Source organism: Pseudomonas eucalypticola (assembly GCF_013374995.1).
GTDB lineage: Bacteria > Pseudomonadota > Gammaproteobacteria > Pseudomonadales > Pseudomonadaceae > Aquipseudomonas > Aquipseudomonas eucalypticola.
The window spans coordinates 2,792,420-2,815,093 of the sequence record NZ_CP056030.1 but is presented as its reverse complement, the minus strand read 5'-3'; the positions used below and the strand labels follow the sequence as shown (position 1 = coordinate 2,815,093).

At 62.3% G+C, this 22,674-nt stretch carries 12 protein-coding genes; 5 read left to right on the top strand and 7 right to left on the bottom strand.

The genetic code is table 11. The annotated features are described in order from the left end of the window. The 7 genes from HWQ56_RS12625 to HWQ56_RS12595 all read right to left on the bottom strand — a co-directional run bounded on the left by HWQ56_RS12625 (position 1) and on the right by HWQ56_RS12595 (position 16,744). Complete coding sequence (locus HWQ56_RS12625) at positions 1-1,647, bottom strand: hypothetical protein (RefSeq protein WP_176570693.1); 1,647 nt, start codon at positions 1,645-1,647, stop codon at positions 1-3. Then, positions 1,644-3,233 carry a hypothetical protein gene (locus tag HWQ56_RS12620; protein ID WP_176570692.1) on the bottom strand — a complete coding sequence of 530 codons (1,590 nt, stop codon included), beginning with the start codon at positions 3,231-3,233 and terminating at the stop codon, positions 1,644-1,646. Before HWQ56_RS12620 ends, HWQ56_RS12625 begins: the two co-directional genes overlap by 4 nt. Continuing rightward, entirely contained in the window at positions 3,230-4,168 is a 939-nt protein-coding gene (locus HWQ56_RS12615) for an Ig-like domain-containing protein (protein WP_158155540.1), read from the bottom strand. The genes HWQ56_RS12620 and HWQ56_RS12615 overlap by 4 nt, the downstream gene beginning before the upstream one ends. A 67-nt stretch (positions 4,169-4,235) precedes the next feature. Continuing rightward, positions 4,236-8,405, bottom strand: a complete 4,170-nt coding sequence (locus HWQ56_RS12610) for an RCC1 domain-containing protein (RefSeq protein ID WP_176570691.1) — start codon at positions 8,403-8,405, stop codon at positions 4,236-4,238. Between the two features lie 261 nt (positions 8,406-8,666). Continuing rightward, entirely contained in the window at positions 8,667-10,652 is a 1,986-nt protein-coding gene (locus HWQ56_RS12605) for a hypothetical protein (RefSeq protein WP_176570690.1), read from the bottom strand. A 131-nt stretch (positions 10,653-10,783) separates the two neighbouring features. Further along, positions 10,784-14,338 carry an autotransporter outer membrane beta-barrel domain-containing protein gene (locus HWQ56_RS12600; protein ID WP_176570689.1) on the bottom strand — a complete coding sequence of 1,185 codons (3,555 nt, stop codon included), beginning with the start codon at positions 14,336-14,338 and terminating at the stop codon, positions 10,784-10,786. A gap of 393 nt (positions 14,339-14,731) precedes the next feature. After that, positions 14,732-16,744: a hypothetical protein gene (locus HWQ56_RS12595; protein WP_176570688.1), complete on the bottom strand. Its 2,013-nt coding sequence runs from the start codon at positions 16,742-16,744 to the stop codon at positions 14,732-14,734. Between the two features lie 264 nt (positions 16,745-17,008). Between HWQ56_RS12595 and HWQ56_RS12590 the strand changes: the two genes are divergently transcribed. The 5 genes from HWQ56_RS12590 (at position 17,009) to HWQ56_RS12570 (ending at position 22,442) form a co-directional block, all read left to right on the top strand. Next, positions 17,009-18,034 carry a LacI family DNA-binding transcriptional regulator gene (locus HWQ56_RS12590; RefSeq protein WP_176570687.1) on the top strand — a complete coding sequence of 342 codons (1,026 nt, stop codon included), beginning with the start codon at positions 17,009-17,011 and terminating at the stop codon, positions 18,032-18,034. A gap of 355 nt (positions 18,035-18,389) precedes the next feature. Further along, the gene (locus tag HWQ56_RS12585; protein WP_176570686.1) at positions 18,390-19,175 is read left to right on the top strand and encodes a sugar phosphate isomerase/epimerase family protein; all 786 of its coding nucleotides are present in this window, start codon (positions 18,390-18,392) and stop codon (positions 19,173-19,175) included. Beyond that, complete coding sequence (locus tag HWQ56_RS12580; RefSeq protein ID WP_158155525.1) at positions 19,168-20,112, top strand: sugar kinase; 945 nt, start codon at positions 19,168-19,170, stop codon at positions 20,110-20,112. The genes HWQ56_RS12585 and HWQ56_RS12580 overlap by 8 nt, the downstream gene beginning before the upstream one ends. 53 nt (positions 20,113-20,165) lie before the next feature. Further along, positions 20,166-21,464, top strand: coding sequence for an MFS transporter (locus HWQ56_RS12575; protein ID WP_176570685.1), 1,299 nt, complete (start codon positions 20,166-20,168; stop codon positions 21,462-21,464). A 15-nt stretch (positions 21,465-21,479) separates the two neighbouring features. After that, complete coding sequence (locus tag HWQ56_RS12570; protein WP_176570684.1) at positions 21,480-22,442, top strand: NAD(P)-dependent oxidoreductase; 963 nt, start codon at positions 21,480-21,482, stop codon at positions 22,440-22,442. Positions 22,443-22,674: the final 232 nt, after the last annotated feature.

The following is a 22,674-nucleotide window of genomic DNA, read 5'->3' as shown; positions in this document are numbered from 1 at the left end:
TTACCTCTCGGAGGCTGCGCCACGGTTCGGGGCCAAAGGCGGCCCATAGAAGCGTTGGCTGTGAACCTGGGTGGTCGACACGCCCTGGCTGGTGGGGTCATAGGTGAACACCGGCTGGCCAGCAGCGGCCGCCAGGTCCATCTGGATGATGGGCAGAAACCGCCCGGTGACGGTGTAGTAATCCCGCTGGATGAATTGCGCACCGGCCAAGCCTGTGCTGCCGCGTGGGTAAAAAAACGCTTCCAGCGGCAACTGTTCGGGAATGCCTTCGGGCCAGGCGCCAATCATGATTTCGTTCCACAGGTTAGCGTGGGCCGGTAGTGCCTTGCGTACGTCGATGCTCAACTGGAACCCGGCGGCAGTGGAGGGGAATGCGCAACTGCCATGGATGCTGTTCGCGTAGCGGCTCAGCCACGCGTCCACGGTGGTCACGCCCAGGTCTTCGCACTTTTGCTTGAAGGTACAGGCATCGTTCGGCGCAGCAGAGGTTCCTGCGTCGTACGGATAGGTACAGCGCAGCGTAACCGGGTGCGCCGTGGGGGCCTGCAGCTCACGGAAGACGAAACCGTAAGGGCGGTTAAAGACCAAGGTGGTCATGCCGACGTCTTTGCGCAGGTAGGAGAAGGACACGCCGTTGTAGCGGATGGAGGCTGGGCTTGGGTCCCAGGCATGAAAGGCAGTGGTGGCTTCATTGGACCGGATCAGCACGCCGTTGCACTGGAACGCAGGATGGGTGGCGCGGCACGCGGACGACTCATCGTTATAACGGGCATTCAAGTCAGCGGCCACGGTGTAGCCCACATACAGCTGTTCCCGGAGGTCGAAGCCAAATGGCAGGTGCTGCGCATCGGTCAGGTCGAGCCGCAGCACCGGCAGCCAATCGCCGGTGGCGGCGTGGTAGTCGCGCTGGTCACGCTGCGCCGCCAACAGCGCCCCGGGGCGCGCCGCGTCGTAATACAACGCCTGCACCGCAAGGCGCGCCGGTTCATCGGCGGCCCAATTGCCGACCTGAATCTGGGTGAGCCGCTCGGGCGCCTCGGCGGCCTCGACGTGTGCCTGCAGCGCAGCGTTGAACGCCTGCGGGGTACGGGTACTGAAGGAACACTGCCGTGCTGGATCACGGTCTTCGCCGGCATAGTGGGCCAGCCAGTGCTGCGCGTCGTGCACGCCTGCGGCCGAGCAACTGCTGAGGTCAGGTTCATCATCTCGCAGCGCCGGGGCACCGCAGCCTGAAGGAGCTCGCTCCGCCGGCACTGGCCAGGCGATGGGGTAGGCACACAGCACCGTATACGGTTTGCCTTCGCCGATGGCGTTGAGCACGTTGGCCAGGACAAAACCACTGGGGTCGCTCATCTGTTGGGGCCCTAGGTCCTTGCGCACGTAGGCCATGCTTTCGGCGCCCAGCGCTTGCGCCACTGCCTCGTGCTGCCAGAACTCCGCAGCATGGTTCGCCGGCTGCCCCCGCAGAAGCACGCCTGAACAAAAATACGCGGGAAACTCGATGACACAAACGTCTGCCTGACTGTTGTAGCGCGCGTTGAGCAACTGGGCCATCTCCGGGCCGGTGACGGCGTGGGCCATCCCACCCCACGTACAGGTCGCGACCAGCGTGGCGGCAACCCATAAGGCACGTGACAGCGAATTCATTTCTCTCTCCTTGCACGGGGAACGGGGGATTGCAGCAGGGTCCCGCGCACGACTTGATCTGCAGGGGCGTAGCTGAATACTTGCCCCCCTGGCGCTGCCAGGTCCAAGGCAACCAAGGGTAAGTGACGCCCTGTGACCGTGGTGTAATCACGCTGCATGAACCGGGCGTTGTTCAACCCTGCCCCACTGTAGAAGAAGGCTTCCAACGGCAGCTGGGTGGGGATATCCTGGGGCCATGCACCGATAATGATTTCGTTCCAGTCGGTGCTGCTGAAGAAAGCCCGTACCTGGAGGCTCAAGGCGAAGGCGTCGATGGCGGGCCTGAAGGCGCAACTGCTGCCAGGGTTACCGGCGTACCGTGCACGCCAAGCTTCGCCGGTGGTGATGCCGGCGCTGTCGCAAAAGGCCCGGCAACTGTCGGGAATGCCGCTGGTGCCAGCATTGGCCGGGTAGGCGCACCGCAGCGTCACCGGGAAGGCAACCGGTGCCGCGGATTCGCGAAACACGAAGCCGGCCGTCCCCGCCAGCTTGGCGACCCGGCTGTCGGCCCGCAGGTAGGTGAACGACACCCCGTTGCGCGATACCGAATTGGGGCTGGGGTTCCAGGCATGAAAGCTGGTGCTGGCTTCAGCCGCGCGGACCAGGACACCATTGCAATAAAACGCCGGCCGCGCGTCTTGGCACGTCGACTCCAGGGCCTGGTACCGGGCATTGAGCGCGGCCGCGATGCCGTAGCCCCGGTAGAGTTGGTCACCGAGCTCGAAGCCGAACACCCGGCCATTGGGCTCATCACGTTGAAAGCGCAACACCGGTAGCCACTCCCCGGTAGCCTGGAACCAGGCCAGTTGATCCCGTTGCGCACCCGACAGGGCGCCAGTAGCGGTGATGTCATAGAACACGGCAGACACGGCTAGCTGAGCAGGCATGGCCGCATCCCAGTTCCTGATGCGCATTACCGGCGCACTGGTGGCAGGCGGTTGCAGCGCCTGGTTGGCGCCGATACTGGCCATGAAAGGCTGGGCAGCCTGGGCACTGAACGAGCACTGGCGGCTGGGCTGATTATCCTGTTCGTGAAAATGGCGCAGCCAATCGGCTGCATCAAGCACCCCTAGCGCTGCGCAGGAACTGTAGTCCTGAAGGGTTGCGGCCGTTGCCTGGGGAGCGCACCCGTAGTCCGCGCGCCCAATCGCCACGACAGGGTCGATAGGGTACGCGCAAAGCACTTCGTAAGGCTTGCCGGCGGCAATGGCCTCGAACCCATCGCTCAGCACGAAGCCGATGGGACCTGCCAAAGGAACTGTCCTGGGCCCGGCACGCAGGTACGCGAACCCTTCGCTGCCAACACTTGTGGCCACTGCATCGTGCGCCCAGAACGGGGTGTCGTGGTCGAGTGCCAGGGGCTTGACCAGCACCCCTACACAATTGAACGCAGGCAGGGTCACCGCGCATGCCTGGAGGCTGCTGGCGTACCGGCTGTTCAGTACCTGCGCCAGCTCCGGCCCCGTCGCCCCCTGGGCGACTGCGCAGAACAGGATGATCAACGCTGCGCAGACCCGCCAAAAACTGATGGTTGCCCCCCCTCTCATGAAGATATGCCCACGGCGAGGAGCCTGGTCGATACATCAAAACTGCTTGCGTTCTCATTGACATCCGGACCATTAAGGTTATAGGCCTCGGCGGTGCCGGCCCCCACGAGGGTACCTGTCCATATGAAGTAATTCAGCCAGCCCAGCAGCGTGCCTACCCCCTCGGGGGCGTCATCCCGATACCGTTCCCATAACATCTTCATCTGGGCGCTGCTGATGGGATTCAGCTTTGCCGCCTGGCATGCCCCTTTCATCCCATCCCAAGTCGCGCCTGGTGTACGCACGAGCATGGTCACCGTGGCGATGCCCCGCACGGTCAGGTCGAAACCTTTCTGCACGCCCAAGGCATCCACGGCATTGATGCGCACCGTCCCGCTGGCCAGCGCGGTGATCACGCCGTTGGCGTCCACGCTCGCCACCCGCGGCGTCTCACTGATCCATACATAAGGTGCCAGACCCCACGTCGCGGGCCGAACCAGCCGGACGAATTCGGGAATCGTTGGCGGTGGGAAGCCTTCCGCCACGACGTATTGCCGCATGCTCAGGTCCAGCTCAACCGGCGCCTCGAACCCCGCTCTGATTGGCAGCGGAAAATCGTCCGCGTTCAGCCTGGTCTGATTGGCAAGGATGACCCAGTAGCGCAGGGTGATGGTCTGGTTCAGCGCGGCCTCGACGCGAGCAAACGGCACCTCGAGCACGACGTTCTTGGTTCCCCACGTGGAGGGAATGAAGAAGCTGTCTGCATACGTGCCCGCCTCATCGATCCACTCCATGAACACTTCGTCGCGATGGGCTATGCCGGGCCAGGCCGGAATGATCACTTCCGCGGGTTGCCCCTCCAGGTCCCCGGGGTCAAGCGGTCCTTCGGGGGCCTGTTTTACATAGGCGTGGGGCAGATTCGCCCTTGGTGCACGCACGTCATTACGCTTTTTCATGATTCAAGATTCCACACGCTTCACGCCTCGGCAGGCTTGCCGCCGAGGCATCGGTCAAGGTAAAGGTTCAGTCGCGCGAGTGCACAAGTGCCGTGGCCGCCACACTCAACGCGGCACCATGGGCGATGTGGCTGACCTTGTTTTGCAGGTCGGGCCCGACCAGGCTGCTGTCACCGCCCCCAGGGGCATACCCCCAGGTCACCACGCGACCATCGCTGCTGAGCGCCACGAACGCGTGAGAGTTGCTGTACACCGCGACGATGTTGACCAAATCCCCCACCACCGGCGCGGTATTGCCGCCCAGAAGAACGTCCCCCCACGCCACGACCGTGCCATTCCTGCGCAGGGCGGCGAACGCTCGGGCAGTCCCGGTGACTTGCACGATGTCGTTCAGTGCGGCAATGTCGTCGGGAACGGTGCCTCCCATGGTGGCCATGCCCCATGCCACCACGTGGCCATTGCCACGCACGGCGGCGAACGCCTGCCAGGTGCTGCTGACTTCAACGATGTCGCTCATCTGCGAGATGGTCGGCGGTACCACACCGCCATAGTTCGACGGCCCCCAGGCCAGTACCCCACCTTGCCGGGTACGAACCGCAAAGGCTTGTGCCGTGCCGCTGCTGAGTTCGACGATATCGCTACGCCCGGCAATGTCGGCCGGCACGGCGCCGCCCTGGGCAGGCGTGCCCCAGGCCACCACGTGGCCATTGCTGCGTAGCGCTGCGAAAGCGGCGTAGTTGGCAATCACATCGGTGATATCACTCAAACCATCGATCGGCGGCGTCACGGTGCCCCCACTGGCTGCCGCGCCCCAGGCGACCACCTGCCCGGTGGCCCGACGCGCCGCAAAAGCACCGCCATTACCATGCAAGCTGATGATGTCACGCAGGGGCGGGATGTTGGGCCCTACCGTTCCGCCATTCGCTGCGTTGCCCCAGGCCACGACCTCACCGCTGCGCTTGATGCCGGCAAACGCCATGCTGGCTGGGCGTATCTGCAGGAAATCACTGTTCGACACCGCGCCCATGGTGCCGCCTTCGGCAGCATTGCCCCAGGGCACCACGAAGTTATTGGCTCGCCGAACCACGAAAGCACTGCGTGTGGCACTGATTTCGACGATGTCGGTAAAGGTCAGCAGCGTCGGATCCGGGTTACCGCCAAAGGCGGCAGCCCCCCAACCGCGCATGTCGCTGGTGTCGCGCAATGCGGTGAAGGCGGCCTGGCCGGAGACCGTGGTGTCATTGCCGTTACCGATGATATTGGCAGGGCTGAGGTTGACCGTATCGCCGGCCGCGCGTACCTGCAACACTTCATCGGGCTTGCGGTCGCGGAAGGTGGTGCCGGTCGTCCAAGTTGTCTCGCTTGGGTATTTCCATTGGGCACTGATCGCGGCCATCGTAGTAGCGTTGAAGGCACTCAGCCGACGGGGTGCGCCCGAGGCGCGATAGGCGCTCTCACTGTAGCGTGCGCCCATGATCTTGAGCACACCCTGGCCCGGTTGCCGGGCCACGTCATAACTGGACACCGCCGACCGTTCCTGCTGCCCGGTGGCCCTGCGAACCACTTCGTATCTGAGGGTGATGGAGCGACCGTCGTTGGCCAATACCACAGCGTGTGGCACCGTGACCGGGTAGACAGCATTGCCCTGGTCCGCCGGGACCCCCTCGGTGATCCTCGTACTTCCCGCACCGGGCGCCCCTTCCAGGATGACGGTGAGCGTGTCGCCGTTCTTGAGGGCGGTCGCGATCGGAATCTCGACCGTTGCCCCACCCTGCACATCGTCCGGGTTGAGCTTGTCGGTGCCCCCTGCCTGGGCAATGGTCGGTTTGGCGAGGTCGATGGCTTCCACGCGCAGCACCAGGGGCTGCGAACGGGACTCCCCTCCCAACGCATGCTCGACGCGGTAGCCAATGGTGATGTTTCTGCCCACGTTGGGGTAGGTGTACCGGGACGGTACGTAAAAATTGATCGGTTGCAAGGCTGCGTTGCCAGACAGAGACTTGCTCTCGGTATACGAGCCGCCCTCACCTTCACCTACCCACTCCAGCGTCACCTGATCACCACTGTGCTGGTCAGGCCGGTAGTCCACGATGACATGGGCATTGGGCGTCACATCCCCGGGGTTCAGAACCCCTGAGTCGCTGTCCACGCCTTCGATCGAAGCGCGAGGCAGCAGCACGCTAGCGGCGGCGCCGATATGCAATGTCAGGCGATCCGAGCCCCGGCTTGGCAAACCGGCCTGATCAATGCGATAAAACAATTCCACGTCCTTGTCGCGGTTGGCCAGCAGGTAAGGCGCATCCACATAGAAGCTGACCAGGCGCCCCGTACCGCTGGCTGGCAATTGAATATGGTCGCTGAAACTGCCGCCCGGCGCGTCGCCTACCCAGTCAAAGTAAATGTCATCGTCTTTGTACATGTTGTTGTAGGGGGCAATTTTCACCTCCACACCGAACGGGTAGTCATCCGGGTTGAGCACTTGTTCCACGTCATCGATATAAGGGGCGGCCAACTCAGCCGTGGCGTCGCCAATCTGCAGGATTCGGCGCTGGGACTTGAGTACCAGCGTCGCGCCATCGTGCAATACTTCGTAATAGGCTTCGGCCGTACCGCCATCCAGCAGAGCGATGTGTTCCGCCCCCACCACAAAGGTCACCGGCCGGCCGACGCTGGCGTCGGACAGGAACCGCTCATCGGTGTAGTAATGGGGTGAACCGTTCCCCAGCGTTCCCAACCAGAAGAACGTGACCTGGTCGCCCGGCGCCATGCCAGCGTAAGGCTGTATCGAGATATTGACGCGAGGCAGCGTCGGGTCCAGTACGCCGGTTTGATCCGGGTCTTGCAAGACGTTCGGCGGAAGCAGCAAAGGTACTTCACCGGTGACAGCAACACCCTCACGTTTGGACTTCAGCTCGGCGGTCCCCGTCCTGATTCGGCTGAAATAGACGTTGGCCCGGCCCTGGACGATCGCACGCACGGTGTCATTGGGCACCTCCAGCGTCTCGGTGAACGGTACGCGAGTTACTCTCTTGTCCACGGTAAAATTAACCGCCTGGCCTTCCGCGGTCCGGCCTTCCCAGAACAGCCGCAGTGTATCGCCCGTGGCGAAGTTGGCGGGTGACAAATAGACCTGGATCAGGGCCGAGTTCTGGCCCAATAGCGCGAGGTCGATGATCCCATCCACGGCATCCACTATCACTGGAGCATCCAGCGTGGCGTCCGCGGCCCATACCCGGGCCGTGGTGGTGAGCGACCATTCGGAAATGTTGTGCACCAGGTCCCAACACCGGTATGCCAGCACCAGACTATCGGAGTCGCCCGCCTGGTCGATGACGTCCTGGGTAATGGTGACCTCAACCGCTTGCGCCAGGTCGGTGATAGTGCCGGTCACGTATACCCCGCCCCAGCTCAGCTGCACGGTGTCCTTCAGTGCGCGCTCGGGGTAGGGCTCGATCCGCACGACAAAAGGCGCCGAGTCAGGACCTACACCATTATCGATGATCGCCTGGGGGAGCACCGCCGGCTTCAGCGACTTGTGGCCGGGGGTGGTGGGGTCAGGGTTGATCCCCCCCGGCGCCTCCACCTTGACCAGCACGCGAATACGCGGCGACGGCTGCACCACATTGTTGCGGGGCCGCACGGTGTACCAGGCTTCGGCCTCACCGAGAGGAATACGCCCGGCGGGGATATAAAGGAACACGTCATCCGTGATGGACTGCACGGTATGCGTGGCGACCGCCACGGTATCATTGCCCCAATACACTTGAATGAAGTCATTAAGTTCCAAGGTGGTGTTTCGGTAGATGGTCACCAGCAGCCCCGACAGGTTTGCCGCCAGCAGTGCAGCGTTTACCCCGTAATCCAGGGGCGCCTCCAGCTCGATGCCGCCATTGATGCTCAAGGCGGGCAAGGCATTGATGCCCGCCTGGCGCCGGGCTCCCGCGGGCCCATCCACGTTCACCAGCACGCGGGTGCTGGATGACACCCGGGGTTTGCGGTTTCTGGAGCGCACGGTGTAATAGACGTCGGCCTCGCCCGCCGGCACCCGGGTGGGGGACACCAATAGATCAATGACGGCCGTCGGCGCGGTGACGGTGTAGGTGGCCACCGGCAGCTTTTCGTCCCCCCAGTACACCTGGATGAAGTCATTGACGTTGAGCGCGTCGGTGTCCGTAATGCTGACCATCAGCGCCGTGAGGTTCACTACCGTGAGTACGCGGGTGTCTTCGCTGTCCACTGGCGGGTCTTGTTGCACGCTGTTTTTAATTGTCAGAGCAGCCAATGAAGGGGACGCTGTTTGACCAGGCGCCGAGTTGCTATTGATGACCATGCAGGAACACTCCGTGAGCAATATCAGTTCTAAACACGCTCATTAACGCGCGTCGCTCCTAGCGCTACAACTGTAACTTCTGACAGGTACCCTGAACCAATAATCAGCCGACGCCCGCTACTGCAAACTGTTTTACACCTTGAACGTCCGCCCGATCGGTCCGGTTATTCAAGGTGTCGGCAAACACCATGCGCTGTCTTCCAGATAGTCTTCTCGCCTGCACGGGCATGGCGCTCCGGCCGGCACCAGGCCGATGGAGCAATAGGCTTCGCGGCGCTTACTCGTGCCTTCGCTGCCGTCTTTTTTATATAACGTGTACCAGGCTTCTCCAGAACCATCCTGTTGCGAGCTCGGCAAGCCAGGGGATTTGAAGCCTAACGGCAATATATGTCGTTCGAAGTCTTCGATGGTGAATTGAATACCCTCTGTCGCGGCACTGGCCGTCAACGTCATGGGGAAGTTTTCCTGTAGTATTAATTGACCACTCAAGGCAGTACCGCTGTACCCGTCCCAGTGCAGGATCAGCTCGTCGCCCCCTTCAAACCGCGCATCAGGGGGAATGACGATGCGGATGCCATTCCAGGGTTGTGCCGAACAGTTGATATACAGCAGGCGGTCCCGGTCCGGAAACTGCGGCAGCGGCAGGTCTTCCACCACCACGACCTTGACGTCCACCAGCGTATCGGGCGACTGCTGCCCATTGACGCCATTGAAGGTGGTATAGCGAACCGGCATCACGGCACTGTTACCCGCCCGGATCACGTCCGCCCAGCGCACCTGGAACGTTACCGTGCTGCCCGGTGAATGACTGGCATCCAATGTCACGCTCGCCACCGGAGCGCTCAGCGTGCCCCAGAACAAGTCCAACCGCTCGCCGGGGCGAGGGTTGTCGTATAACACCAGTTCCACCGGCAGGGTCGGCGGATCAGGCACAGGTTCCGGCCTGACGACATTGTCCCCGCCATTGCCTTTGACCAGCACCTGTTGAAGACGCGGGTTGAGGTTGGAGGGGTCGGGGTTGGCCGGGCCGGCCACGGTGAGGTCGATAGCCACGAGTACCTCGCCGGAGGTCCAGCTACGCGCGCCGCGCCGAATGCTGTAACTCACTGGCACCGTCTGCGGGGTGGAGGTACCCAGCACGGTCAGGACTTCCCATGGCACCGAGTGGTACAACGGAAATACGCTGTTGCCTACGGGTTCTTCGAACGAAGCCTGGGTGCCCCAACGAACCACGAACCGATCTCGCTGGGCCGCCCCGTATTGGCCGATGAGCACTTCCACGCCGCGCAAGCTCTCGGCTCGGGTAATCAAGCCGTCGGCAAACGCAGGGACGGTAGGCGGTGCGAGCACGGGGCGCGGGCCGAAGTCGACGTCAATACTGATGGCCGCAGACAGCGTGCTTGAATTGCCAGCGCGGTCTGCAAGCTGGTAATCGACCACAATCGTCCCCTCGCCCCGGTCGCGTATCGATTGCCCTGCCAGGGCGAGCGAAAGGGTACTCGTCGGATCGTTCTGGGCCTCCTCGGCTTCCTCGGCGGTCACCGTGTGGGTGATCAACGCCACCTCGTCACCTGGGCGTGGCGGGCTGTGTCTCCAGAACAGCATGACCCGGTCTTCGGTTCGGGTGCCACTGTAGTGGGGAATCTTCAGCAGCAATTGGTCGCCGTTTTGCGCCAGGTAGTCTTCACTGATGCCGTCGGCGATTACCTCGGCAGGCACCAGAACGGCACTTGGCGTGGCGTTACGGGATGGCGGTGACCAGTCAATCAGGACCTCGGTGATCTTCGACAGGTCGTCGTAAATGGGTGGATCCGCAGTGATCCGGTACTTCAGCTTATGGGCACCCTCCACCGCCAGCAAATACTCGGGCACCAGGAAAAACAAGGCTTGGGCATCAAACGGGTACTGGAAGCGCTTGGGCGTCAGCGGCACCTCGTCCCAATAGGGTTGAACAACGGCAGGGAAGTCGTTTGGGTTGGTCGGCGCACCCGTCCACTGGTCGAACTCGACCCGCAGATTGGCTGCCAACGCGCTGATCGGCAACAGGTTGGTCTCCCCCGGCCGGTCGGGTAGCGTGCCCGGTACACGCGGCGCCGCGAACACATCGGGAAGGCGCTCTGATTCGCCAGGGGTAAAGGGCTTTTCTACGCTCATTGCAGGCCTCCAAGAGTCACTGGCCTGGCGCGAAGAGCGCAGGCCCTGACCCTATTCGACACGATCGGTACCTGCCCGCCTACTGTCAAAACTAACAGTGCAGCCCCGCTTGCAGAGGCTGCGACTATCGATCACCAGGCAAAGCGCAGGCCCACGTTCGCGCCCCATGGCTGCTCTATGTGAGTACCATTGCTGTACTCCAGGTCGACATGCAATTGCAGCCGCTCACTCATCGCCAGCGAAACCCCTGCCCCCAGCTCGCCCCGCGACCCGGACAGGTCGTTATTGAAGGTCGTGTCGTTGATCTGCACTCGGTTGTTGTTGACGAATTCGTGGGCCAGGGCGGCGCGCAGGTAAGGCTGCAGAGAGGTGCCATTACCCAGCTCGAGGGTGCGGCCCACTGTGCTACCTACCTTGCCCAGCAGCGAGCGGGTAGCATCGCCGTCGGCCTGCATGCCGTTGTTCAGGCGGTAGTCGCGCCCGCCAATGGTCACACCGGCCAACTGAGCATAAGGTTCGACGAAATAGCCATCCTGAAGCTTGATGTGGCGGCCGAACTCAAGCGACGTACCCACGCCATTATTGGTGTAGTTGCCTTTGCTGCGGGTGCCATCGCTCATGCTCACCCGTGATGAATTCTGGAAACGGTTGAATTTGAGCACGCCGTCGAAGTAGTAACCGCTGTCCGGATTCAGCCAGGTGGTATAGGCGCCCACATAATAGCTGTCGACATTACCGGACGTGCCGCCATTGAGCGCCAGCGTTGAATCACTGTACCCCCCCATCAACCCCGCCAGCCAGTGCCCATCGCCCACCGGCAGCCGGCCATCGGCCCCGAAGGTGAGGCCATGCTGATTTTGCTGGTAACCCACGCCACTGCTGGTGCTGACGTTGTATTGGTTGCCGTAGGCACGCATCCAGCCACCGGCCGCGCCGTCGTTGTAGCGCAATTCGCCCATCCGCGAGCGCAGGGTGCTCAGTTCGCCATACCATACGGTAGGCGCGGTATTGAACAGCGCCAGCACCGAGCGGGTTCCGGGGCTGATGGTCTTGGTATCGGAGTCCAGGTACCAGTTGGTCCCGCGCTGGATCAAGTCATAGGAGTAGGTGCCGACGTCCACCGGGCCACCGAGCAAACTGAACTGTGCCGTGGAACCCGCCCCCGTGTGCACCACCTGCAGGCTACTGTCCTTGGAAGGATCTTCGCCGCTGGCGCTGACCAGTAGCGCGTATTGCCCGCTGGCCGTCCCACTCACGTCAAGAAAGCTGCCCAGCTCACGGGCGAAATCCACGTTCATCTTGAACGTGCCGTTGCCCTCCAGCGAGCCCAGTGCCAAGCGGTAGAACTGGCCTGGTGCGCCGAGCGTGACCGTGCTGTCATCCAGCGTCATGGCACCGACACTGCTGTCACCGGTGACACTCCAGCTCGATTCACTGAGCGTTACGCTGGCGACGTTCGTCAAGGCGCCCACCAGCAACGAGTTCCCGGACAGCGCCACCGTCACCTCGCTACCGCTATCGGCGCTGACATCACCGTCCAGCTCACTGCCCGTGAGCAGGGTGTGCAATACGCCACCGCCGACGGCAGCGGCGTCACCCGCCCAGGTACTATCGGTCAATTGCGCCGTGCCCGTACCGCCCGTCACCGTGAAATTGCCCGTCATCAGGCTGGAATTGGCCAGCGAAAGGTCGGTCATGCCGGTGACGTCACCCTTGAGCTGCGCACCGTCGAGCTGCACGCTGGCACTGTCAGCCACATTACCCGTCAACAGGCTACCCTCGCTGAGGGCGACACTGTCGGTAGTGATGACGTTGCCGGTCATGGATGAAGCCACGAGCTGTACGGCGCCACCACCCGTGATATCGCCGTTGAGCGCGCTACTGCCGACCAGTGCGACGCTACCCACCTGGGTCAGGTTACCATTCACCTGGGAGCCCGTGAGCTGAACCGTGTCGCTGCCATTGACATTGCCCGTCAATACGCTCCCACTGCTGAGGACCACGCTGCCGCTTTGGGTGACATTGCCGGTCATCGCGGAGTCATCGAGCTGCACGGCAGCACTACCTGTGTTATCGCCGTTGAGCACACTGCCGCCCGCCAGTGCGACGCTACTGACCTGAGTCAGGTCGCCATTCACCTGGGAGCCCGTGAGCTGAACCGCGCCGCTGCCACTGATATTGCCCGTCAATACACTGCCATTGCTGAGCGCCACGCTGCCGGTATTGGTCACATCGCCGGTCAGCGAGGAGGCGTCGAGCTGAAGGGTGTCACTGCCCGCTATGTCACCATTGAGCACGCTGCCGCCAGTCAGTGAGACGCTGTTGACCTGAGTCAGGTTGCCATTCACCTGGGAGCCCGAAAGCTGAACCGTGCCGCTGCCACTGATAGTGCCCGTCAATACACTGCCATTGCTGAGCGCCACGCTGCCGCTGTTGGTCACATCGCCGGTCAGCGAGGAGGCCTCGAGCTCAAGGGTGTCACTGCCCGCTATGTTGCCATTGAGCACGCTGCCGCCAGTCAGTGAGACGCTGGTGACTTGAGTCAGGTCGCCATCCACCTGGGCCCCCGTGAGTTGAACCGTATCGCTACCGGTGATATTACCCGTCAAGACACTTGCGTTGCGCACGTCCACCGTACCGACGTTGGTCACATTACCGGTGAGTTGCGAGCCCTCCAACTGCAGTGTGGCGACACTCGTGGCGTCCGCCGAGACATTACCGTTAACCACGGCACCGGCCAGGTTGATCGCTACCTGACTGGCATCACTGGCGGTGATATCACCGGTCAGGGAACTCCCTGACAGCCCCAGGAGCAGCGTGCTGCCGCCGGTGGTGCTTACATTGCCCGTGAGTTGGCTATTGACCGCAGTCAGGTCGGTACGGCTTCCGGCGGTCGTGGTCACGTCACCGGTCATCACACTTTGGGCCAGCGTGGCCGTCAACTGGCTTGCCCCGTCGGCCGAGAGCCCGCCTTCGAGCGTGGACCCATCCACGCCCAGTGTGGCGCTTGAACCGAACTCAACTTCCAAGGCAACGCCGTTACTTCCCGACAACACAGAACCGTTGCGTAGCAGGATGTTCGCCGAGCCGGTCAGGCCGGGCAACCCGCCGATCAAAATGCCCGAGCCGGCGGTTGCCGCTATCGTGGAGTTATCCACGACGAGGTCGGATGAACCGCCAAAGCCGATCAAGACACCGCTGTTAGTCCCTGTGATCGTGCTGCCTTGGCTCATGTTCACCGTGCCGCCATCGCTCAGGAACATGCCGCTGTCCAGCACGGGGGTCGAGTTTCCACCGGTTCCGGTGATGGTGCTTTGAATCAGGTTCAGGGTCGCGCCCGTGGAGACCAGGGCCCCGGTCAAGCCAGTCACCTGGGAGCCAGTCAGCGTCATCTGGCTGTCATAACGGACATCCACGCCGTTGCCTACCGTGCTTTGTATGACGCTATTGGTTAATACCGCCTGCGCACCCTGACTGAGGTAAACACCCGCTGTCGTTCGGCCGCTAAGGCCCGAATTGACGATATGCGCGCCCTGGCCAACCAACGTGGCCCCGGTGGTCAGGTAAATACCAGCGCCGAGCACGTCGGAAGCGCCCAGGTTGAAGGTGCTGCCGGTTTCACCGACAATTCCCTGCACCGCGTAATTATTGGTGATGATCGTCGCACCATTGATACCACGATACACGTACGCGCGCCCCACATCAGCGGGAAACCTATATTCAGTACCGTCGAACGTTACCTCTAGCGCATCGGCCTGGATGCTGTGAACAGCAAGCAGGAGACCTACGGTTCCGTAGACTAAACCCAGACGCGAATGGTACAGGCGGGCCCCAGCACAACTTTCGAACAGGCGCGCGCACCCCAGCGAACTTATCACTTTCATCACCAAATCCTTCCGGCAAGCACTGTATGTATAAAAGACCAATATACGCACTAACACCAGAATTTCGTGTAAGAAAGAGTCACTCCACGTGTAGGAATTTTCAACATCCGAAAAATGAAAAAAGTCGCACGGAAACCAGCCCCGTGCGACGTATTAAAACATCACAATATCGTCAGAACACCTCTGTTGAGATTATTAGAAAACCGCATTGCACTCGTTACCGTTACCGTCGCGCCGGTAAATACCCAGATTTACAATGCCACTCGAGCCTCTGCGGCCCGTGGGGTCTTCAATGGAATATTGGATTTCGGCCCGCCCCGTCAAAACTTGTTCAACCTCAGCGCTGAAAGGCATCAGGTACGAGAAGCCGATATCGACATCTGTTGTCGACACTTCATAGTCGGGGAATGTTATACGACTTACTTCAGCATCCGCGCCTGTAAAGCCAGCATATCCAATGAACGTCAGTCGAAACTTGGACCCGCCCACATATTTGCCTCTTCCCGGTGGCACCTGAAATCGTATACCCAGCCACGGGGTGTCCTGACACGTGATGGGGTAGGCGTCAAAGGCCGGTGGCCCAGGAAATTCAATGGTCGTCTTGCCTTCGATGGTGACGGGGCCCAAGTCCTTGATGCCGGCTGTTTGCGCATCAACGGGGGTTCTGCGTGACTCCTGATGTCCATCCAACGGGTCGTCGCTGCGCACCCGGTACCAGACCGGAATGGCCGGGCCGAACATGCCGCTTTCAATGGTCGTCCACGGAATGGGGAAAGAGATGATGTCGCCCTCCTGCGGCGAATTCAACCGCACCGCAATGGCTTCATGCGCCAGGATCGTGGGCCACATCAACTCCAGGGTCTCCCCGTCGGAGAACCCATCGATCAGTTCCACCTCTGCAACGGCGTCCTTGCCTTCATCGTCGGGCAACAATTTATTGTCGTCACCACTGCCTGCCCAGCTGACGCTCTTGATCACCGCCGGTATGAACCGGATGTTGATCGGGTCCGGATCACCCGGCTCTGGGGCTGGACCCGGCACTGCCATTTCCACGTCGACACTGAGCTGGTTGGTCTCGGTACCGATGGCGCTGCCCCCACGTTTCACCTTCGCCCACAGTGGAATATCCGTCGCCGAGAGCCCAGTGCTTGAAATAACAGAATAAGGCAAGTTGACCGACAGCCCCAGGCCATTATTCAGCGGGATATCACTGAGCGCCGGGGTTGTTGCGTCGTTCCAGTAAATATCGAGCCGGTCACCCGGGCGGTAGTACGTGTACTGCGGGATGCGCAGTTCCACACCTCGGTAGATGTCTTCCCGGCGAATGACATCACCGGGTGTGAATTTAAACACCTCGATTTCCTTGCCGACGAAATCCGGCGGTGGGGAAGTCGATACGTACAAGTCGATTTGTACGGTGGTGGAACTGATGGCATTGTTACCAGCGCGGTCATAAACGCGATAAGACAGGCCGAAGGTTCCCTCTCCGGCTTGACGAATAACGGCTTCCGGTACGAAAAGCGTAACCGGCAAAGCGGGGTCGTCGATGGTATGCTCATCCACAACGATGCCCGTCTCGGCAAGGGTCCCTGCGCCAGAGACGCGGGTCCAATAGCCCAGAATTCGATCGCCACGCGCGATGTCCGTCCAACGTGGCACCGCACCGGTGATGCCCCCGTCGCGAACGAGCAACGCGTCCGTCACGCCTGCCTTGACCTCATCAGTGAAATCAACACCCTCCAGAGCGCTGCCATTATTGGGCGGTACCAGGTCGATGGTCAGCGGAAACGCCACACTCGCATCTTGGCCCACACTCCAATTGGCGTTGACGATCAACGAATGCACGCCATTGATCAGCGCATGGTGGGGTACATTGATAATCTTATCTTGATCAGGTGTGCCTACCGGAAATACCCTTGTTTCAACGATGCCGCCAGCGCCATTCCACGTCCCCGTGACAGTCGTCGAAAAAATACCGTTCTCGGCATAAGTCACCAACACGGGCAGATCAACCGCTACGAGCTCCCGAGGCAGCAGGTTCTTTTGATCACCGGGGCGTTCCGGTGTCAGGTCCGGTAACAAACCGTCGATCACCGGTGGCGGTAAAGCCGCCGTCTCGGACGACTGAAGTTGCTGTTTTTTTTCATTCTTCTTCTCGCGCCACACTTTATTCAGCGCGCTCAGATGTTTTTCATAGGTCGAAGACATTTCATGCCCCTTTTGCAATATTCATGCGGCGGGCGTCCAACGAGCCCGCCGGGTAATGCACGCTGGTTTCGCCGTGCAGATGCCTATTGAAAGCTTCGTCGCCAGCGGCGCCTACTGGTACATTTGACAGGTCGCATGAAATGGCCGACAAACGGTACACTTGACGATAACCCGCCCCTGGTGTTGTCTATCCGAGGGTTGAAACCGTTTTCAGCCTAAACCAACGCCGCCTGGCGAAAACAATGCCAAAAGGACCACAGGCCCGTGAGCAGCTCCACCGCCCTGCCCCGCCACCGCGTGACCATGCTGGACGTGGCCCAGCGCGCCGGCGTTTCCAAAGCCAGCGTGTCGCGCTTCATCGGTGATGACCGTGCACTGCTGTCCGACGCCATCGCCTTGCGCATCGAGAAAGCCATCGACGAGTTGGGCTACCGGCCCAACCAGATGGCCCGGGGCCTGAAACGCGGGCGCACGCGCCTGATCGGCATGCTCATGGCCGATATCCGCAACCCCTATTCCATTGCGGTGATGCACGGCGTGGAAACCGCCTGCCGGCGCCACGGCTACAGCCTGGTGGTGTGCAACACTGACCGCGATGGCGAGCAGGAACGCCACCAACTGGCGGCGTTGCGCTCGTACAACATCGAAGGGTTGATCGTGAACACCCTGGGCAAGCACATGGATGAACTGCGCGAACTGCAAGGCGAGCGGCCCATGGTGCTGGTGGACCGCAAGCTGGAGGACTTTCACAGCGATATCGCCGGGCTGGATAACGCTGGCGCCATGCGCATGGGCCTGGTGCACCTCAAGGCGCGCGGCTATCGCGACGTGGCTCTGGTCAGCGAGCCTCAGGATGGCACCAGTTCACGCAACGAGCGCATCAGCGCGTTCGACAGCCTGGTTGCCCAGGACCGTGAGCTGCGCGGCACCCTGCTGCAGACCGGTGACGAATTGCACAGCCGTCTGCGCGAGTACCTCGATGCGCCTGGCCCCGGCCCCAAGGCGCTGTTCTGCGCCAACGGTCTTGCGACCCTGGCGGCCACCCAGGCCTTGCGGGCCCTGAACTGCAACCTGTTCGAAGACGTGGGGTTGATCGCCCTGGACGACCTGGACTGGTACCCCCTGGTGGGCGGTGGCATCACCGCCCTGGCCCAGCCCACCCATGCCATCGGCGTACGCGCCTTCGAATGCCTGTTGGAGCGCCTGCGTGGCGACACCGGCCCGGCGCAGCGCTTCGATTTCGCGGCCGAGCTGATTGTTCGCGGCTCCACGCTCGGGAAGCATCGGTAGCGGGGACCGAGCGGTTCTCTGTGGCCTGCATGGAGGTGCGCGGTGCCTGGGACGCGGCCGGGTCCGCTGCTACGGGCCGTGGAGCTTGACGGCGCTCGGCCAAAGGTGTTTCCTATGTCTGAAACCGATTTCAGCCCTGCATCCCAGCCGCCTGGCAACAACAAATCCAACAAGGAAAACAGGCCATGAACGCTACTGGTATTCGCCCGTTCGCCAGACAATCTGACCGTTGCCCGCGTGATAGCGCGGCCCTCAGCATGCATCGCCGTACCCTTCCGAAAAAGTGAACCCAGCCCCGCCTTCAGGGGTCTTTGGCTTATACAAAAATGAAACCGGTTACAGAGGACCAATAACAATGAATCTCTCCCCCGTGTCCATCAGCCTGTCCAGCTACGGCGCGACCCTGATCCGCGAAAAGGGCCAGGTGCCCTTTGCTGGCCTGCTCCAGCAAGCGGGCGCCGACGTCATTGAATGGCGCGAAGAACTCTTCACCGCGTTCGAACCGGCGCTGCTGCGTGAAGCCGCCCAGGCTCACGGCCTTCGCAGCGTGTACTCCGCGCCCATGGAACTATGGGAGCAAGGCCGCGCCGAGCCCAACCCGGTTCTGGTCGATGCCCTGGCCAACGCTGCCGCCTGCGGTTCGAGCTGGTTGAAAGTGTCGCTGGGCTTTTTCGCTCCCCATAATGACGTCGCCGCCCTCAAGCGCATCCTGGCCGACCAGCCGGTGCGCCTGCTGGTGGAAAACGACCAGACCACCCAGGGGGGACGCATCGACCCGCTGGTGCGTTTCTTTGCCCGCGCCAGCGAACAACAGGTACCTGTGGCCATGACCTTCGACATCGGCAACTGGCAGTGGCAGGAGCAGTCGGTGTTCAGCGCCGCCGTGCAACTGGGCCAGTACGTGGAATACGTGCACTGCAAAGCCGTGGAGCGCACCCCAGCGGGCAAGCTGGTGGCCGTCCCGCCGGGTGCCAAGGACTTGCAAGCCTGGGATGAGCTGATGCTGCGCATGGCGCCCGGTGTGATGCGGGCTGCGGAATTCCCGCTGCAAGGCGAGGATCTACTGCAGGTAACCCGTGGCCACGTGGCCACCCTCGCCCGCTTGGGCCAACCGCATTCGGAGGCTGCCCGTCATGGCTGATGTCCTGTGCTTCGGTGAAACCATGGCGATGCTGGTCGCCGAACAGACCGGCGACCTGGCCGCCGTCACCCATTATCACAAGCGTATTGCCGGTGCCGACAGTAATGTCGCCATCGGCCTGTCGCGCCTGGGCTTCGATGTCACCTGGCTGAGCCGGGTGGGCGACGACTCCCTGGGCCGCTTCGTGGTCAACACGCTGCAGCGTGAAGGGCTGGATTGTCGGCATGTAGCGGTGGACTCCGCCCACCCCACTGGCTTTCAGTTCAAGTCCCGCGAGGACGACGGGCAGGACCCGGTGGTGGAGTATTTCCGCCGTGGTTCGGCGGCCAGCCACCTGAGCGTCGCCGACCTCAACGATGACCTGCTGAGCGCGCGCCACCTGCACGCCACCGGCATTCCGCCGGCGCTGTCGGCCAGCGCCCAGGAACTGTCCAGCCACTTGATGCAGACGATGCGCGGCGCAGGCCGCAGCGTGTCCTTCGACCCTAACCTGCGGCCGTCGCTGTGGTCCAGCCAGACGCGCATGATCAGTGAGGTCAACGCCCTGGCCAGCCATGCCGACTGGGTGTTGCCAGGGCTGTCCGAAGGCCGCCTGCTCACCGGTTATGAAGAACCGGGCGACATCGCCGCCTTCTACCTGGACCATGGCGCCGAAGCCGTGGCCATCAAGCTTGGCGCCGAAGGGGCCTACTACCGCACGGCGTTGGGCGAAGGCTTCGTGGCCGCGCATTCGGTGGCCAAGGTGGTCGACACCGTGGGCGCCGGCGACGGTTTTGCCGTGGGCGTGATCAGCGCGTTGCTCGAAGGCCTGACCATCGAACAGGCTGTGGACCGTGGCAACTGGATCGGCAGCCGCGCGGTGCAGAGCCAGGGTGACATGGAAGGCCTGCCCAGCCGTGACCAATTGCTCGATGCCGTGGCCCTGCGCCGCGCCTGAGCCTTTTTTCAACTGGCCTGTTGCAACAACAACAAAATGCTCAGGAGCACGCCATGGACAACCTGAAATTGGCGACCCGCCGTTGGTGGGTGATCATGCCCATCGTTTTCATCACCTACAGCCTGGCCTACCTGGACCGGGCCAACTATGGCTTCGCAGCTGCCTCTGGCATGGCCAAGGACCTGGCCATGACGCCAGGCCTGTCGTCGCTGCTGGGGGCGCTGTTCTTCCTCGGCTATTTCTTCTTCCAGGTGCCGGGCGCCATCTACGCCGAAAAGCGCAGCGTGAAGAAACTGATCTTCGCCAGCCTGATCGCCTGGGGCGCCCTGGCCAGCCTCACTGGCATGGTGGAGAACGCCTATTGGCTGATCGCTATCCGCTTCATGCTCGGCGTGGTGGAAGCCGTGGTGATGCCGGCCATGCTGGTGTACCTGTGCTACTGGTTCACCCGCGCCGAACGGTCGCGGGCCAACACCTTCCTGATCCTGGGCAACCCGGTGACCATGCTGTGGATGTCGGTGGTCTCGGGCTACCTGGTGCAGCATTTCAGCTGGCGCTGGATGTTCATCATCGAGGGGCTGCCGGCCATTATCTGGGCGTTCATCTGGTGGCGCCTGGCCGATGAAAAACCGGCCGACGCCACGTGGCTCAGCGGCCAGCAGAAACAAGACCTGGCGGCCACCCTGGCGGCCGAACAGGAAGGCATCAAGCCGGTGAAGAACTACGCCGAGGCGTTTCGCTCGGGCAAGGTCATCATCCTCTCGGTGCAGTTTTTCTGCTGGAGCATCGGCGTGTATGGTTTCGTGTTGTGGCTGCCGTCGATTCTCAAGCAGGGCCAGGAAATGGACATGGTCGAGGCCGGTTGGCTGTCGGCGCTGCCCTACCTCGCCGCAGCCATCGCCATGCTCGCGGTGTCCTGGGGCTCGGACCGCATTCAGCGGCGCAAGCGCTTCGTGTGGCCGCCGCTGCTGCTGGCGGCCCTGGCCTTCTACGGCTCCTACGCCCTGGGCAGCGACCATTTCTGGTGGTCGTACGGCTTGCTGGTCGTGGCCGGTGCGTGCATGTACGCGCCCTACGGACCGTTCTTCGCCATTGTCCCCGAAGTGCTGCCCGCCAACGTCGCTGGCGGCGCCATGGCCCTGATCAACAGCATGGGCGCCCTGGGTTCATTCGCCGGCTCCTACCTGGTGGGCTACCTCAACAGCACCACTGGCAACCCTGGCGCCTCCTACCTGCTGATGAGCGGCGCCCTGGTGCTCTCGGCGGTGCTGACCCTTCTCCTGGCCCCCGGTGGTTGCGACCGGGTGGCGGCCAAGGCCGGTGCCCGGCCGCTTACCGCCCATCATTCCTGAACACGAGCATTCCTGATGAAAAAGCATGTGCTGCTGTACAAGAAACTCTCCCCCGCCCTGCTGGCCCGCCTGGAAAACGAAGTAGAGGTCACCTACATCGACGACCCGGCCAGCGACAGCCTGGCCCGCCTGCGCGAGGCACTGCCCCAGGCCCACGGGCTACTGGGCGCCAGCCTGAAGCTGGACGCGGCGCTGCTGGACCTGGCCCCGCAGCTGGAAGCGGTGGCGAGCGTCTCGGTGGGCGTGGACAACTACGACATCGCCGACCTCAGCCGCCGCGGGGTGAAGCTCACCAACACCCCGGACGTGCTCACCGAAACCACCGCAGACACGGGGTTTGCCCTGGTGCTGGCTACGGCGCGGCGAGTGGTGGAACTGGCGACATGGGTGCGCGCGGGGCAATGGACCGCCAGCGTGGGGCCCAAGCACTTTGGTACCGATGTCCACGGCAAGACCCTGGGCATCATCGGCATGGGCCGTATCGGCGAAGCGCTGGCCCAGCGCGGGCATTTCGGTTTCAACATGCCGGTGATCTACCACAGCCACTCGGCCAAACCGGCCGTGGACCAGCGCTTTGGCGCCCGTCACTGCGCGCTGGACGAACTGCTGCGCGAGGCTGACTTCATCTGCCTGACCTTGCCCTTGACCAAGGAAACCACCGGCCTGATCGGGGCGCGGGAGTTCGAATTGATGGGTGAGGACAGCATCTTCATCAATATTTCCCGTGGCAAAGTGGTCGATGAACAGGCCTTGATCCGCGCCCTGCAGACCGGCCAGATTCGCGCGGCGGGCCTTGATGTGTTCGAACGTGAACCGGTGCAGACGGACTCGCCGTTGCTCGCCCTCGACAATGTTGTGGCCACCCCCCACATCGGCTCCGCCACCCATGAAACCCGCGAGGCCATGGCCCGCTGCGCGGTCGACAACCTGCTGGCGGCGCTACGGGGCGAGCGGCCGCAGAACCTGGTGAATCCTTGATGAAGTCCAGCTTTCACTGATCTGCAGCGGGCAAGGTGATCCTGCAAACATAACTGGCCCCGAAACAGATGTGGGACCGGGCTTGCCCGGGAAGCGCCGCGCGGGCGGCGCACGGTCTCAAGGGCGATGGATATCTCCAGCCATGCACCTGGCGGCCTTGACCCAATCTCAAGCCAGACAAACAAGGCGGTCGAGGTAATCCCACAGACATAACTGGCCCGAAACAGATGTG

Bases quoted from the DNA above. Each gene is read 5' to 3' on its own strand.
- HWQ56_RS12570 (WP_176570684.1), top strand. From the start codon at position 21,480: ATGAAAAAGCATGTGCTGCTGTACAAGAAACTCTCCCCCGCCCTGCTG.
- HWQ56_RS12625 (WP_176570693.1), bottom strand. From the start codon at position 1,647: ATGAATTCGCTGTCACGTGCCTTATGGGTTGCCGCCACGCTGGTCGCG.
- HWQ56_RS12605 (WP_176570690.1), bottom strand. From the start codon at position 10,652: ATGAGCGTAGAAAAGCCCTTTACCCCTGGCGAATCAGAGCGCCTTCCC.
- HWQ56_RS12585 (WP_176570686.1), top strand. From the start codon at position 18,390: ATGAATCTCTCCCCCGTGTCCATCAGCCTGTCCAGCTACGGCGCGACC.
- HWQ56_RS12615 (WP_158155540.1), bottom strand. From the start codon at position 4,168: ATGAAAAAGCGTAATGACGTGCGTGCACCAAGGGCGAATCTGCCCCAC.
- HWQ56_RS12580 (WP_158155525.1), top strand. From the start codon at position 19,168: ATGGCTGATGTCCTGTGCTTCGGTGAAACCATGGCGATGCTGGTCGCC.
- HWQ56_RS12575 (WP_176570685.1), top strand. From the start codon at position 20,166: ATGGACAACCTGAAATTGGCGACCCGCCGTTGGTGGGTGATCATGCCC.
- HWQ56_RS12595 (WP_176570688.1), bottom strand. From the start codon at position 16,744: ATGTCTTCGACCTATGAAAAACATCTGAGCGCGCTGAATAAAGTGTGG.
- HWQ56_RS12620 (WP_176570692.1), bottom strand. From the start codon at position 3,233: ATGAGAGGGGGGGCAACCATCAGTTTTTGGCGGGTCTGCGCAGCGTTG.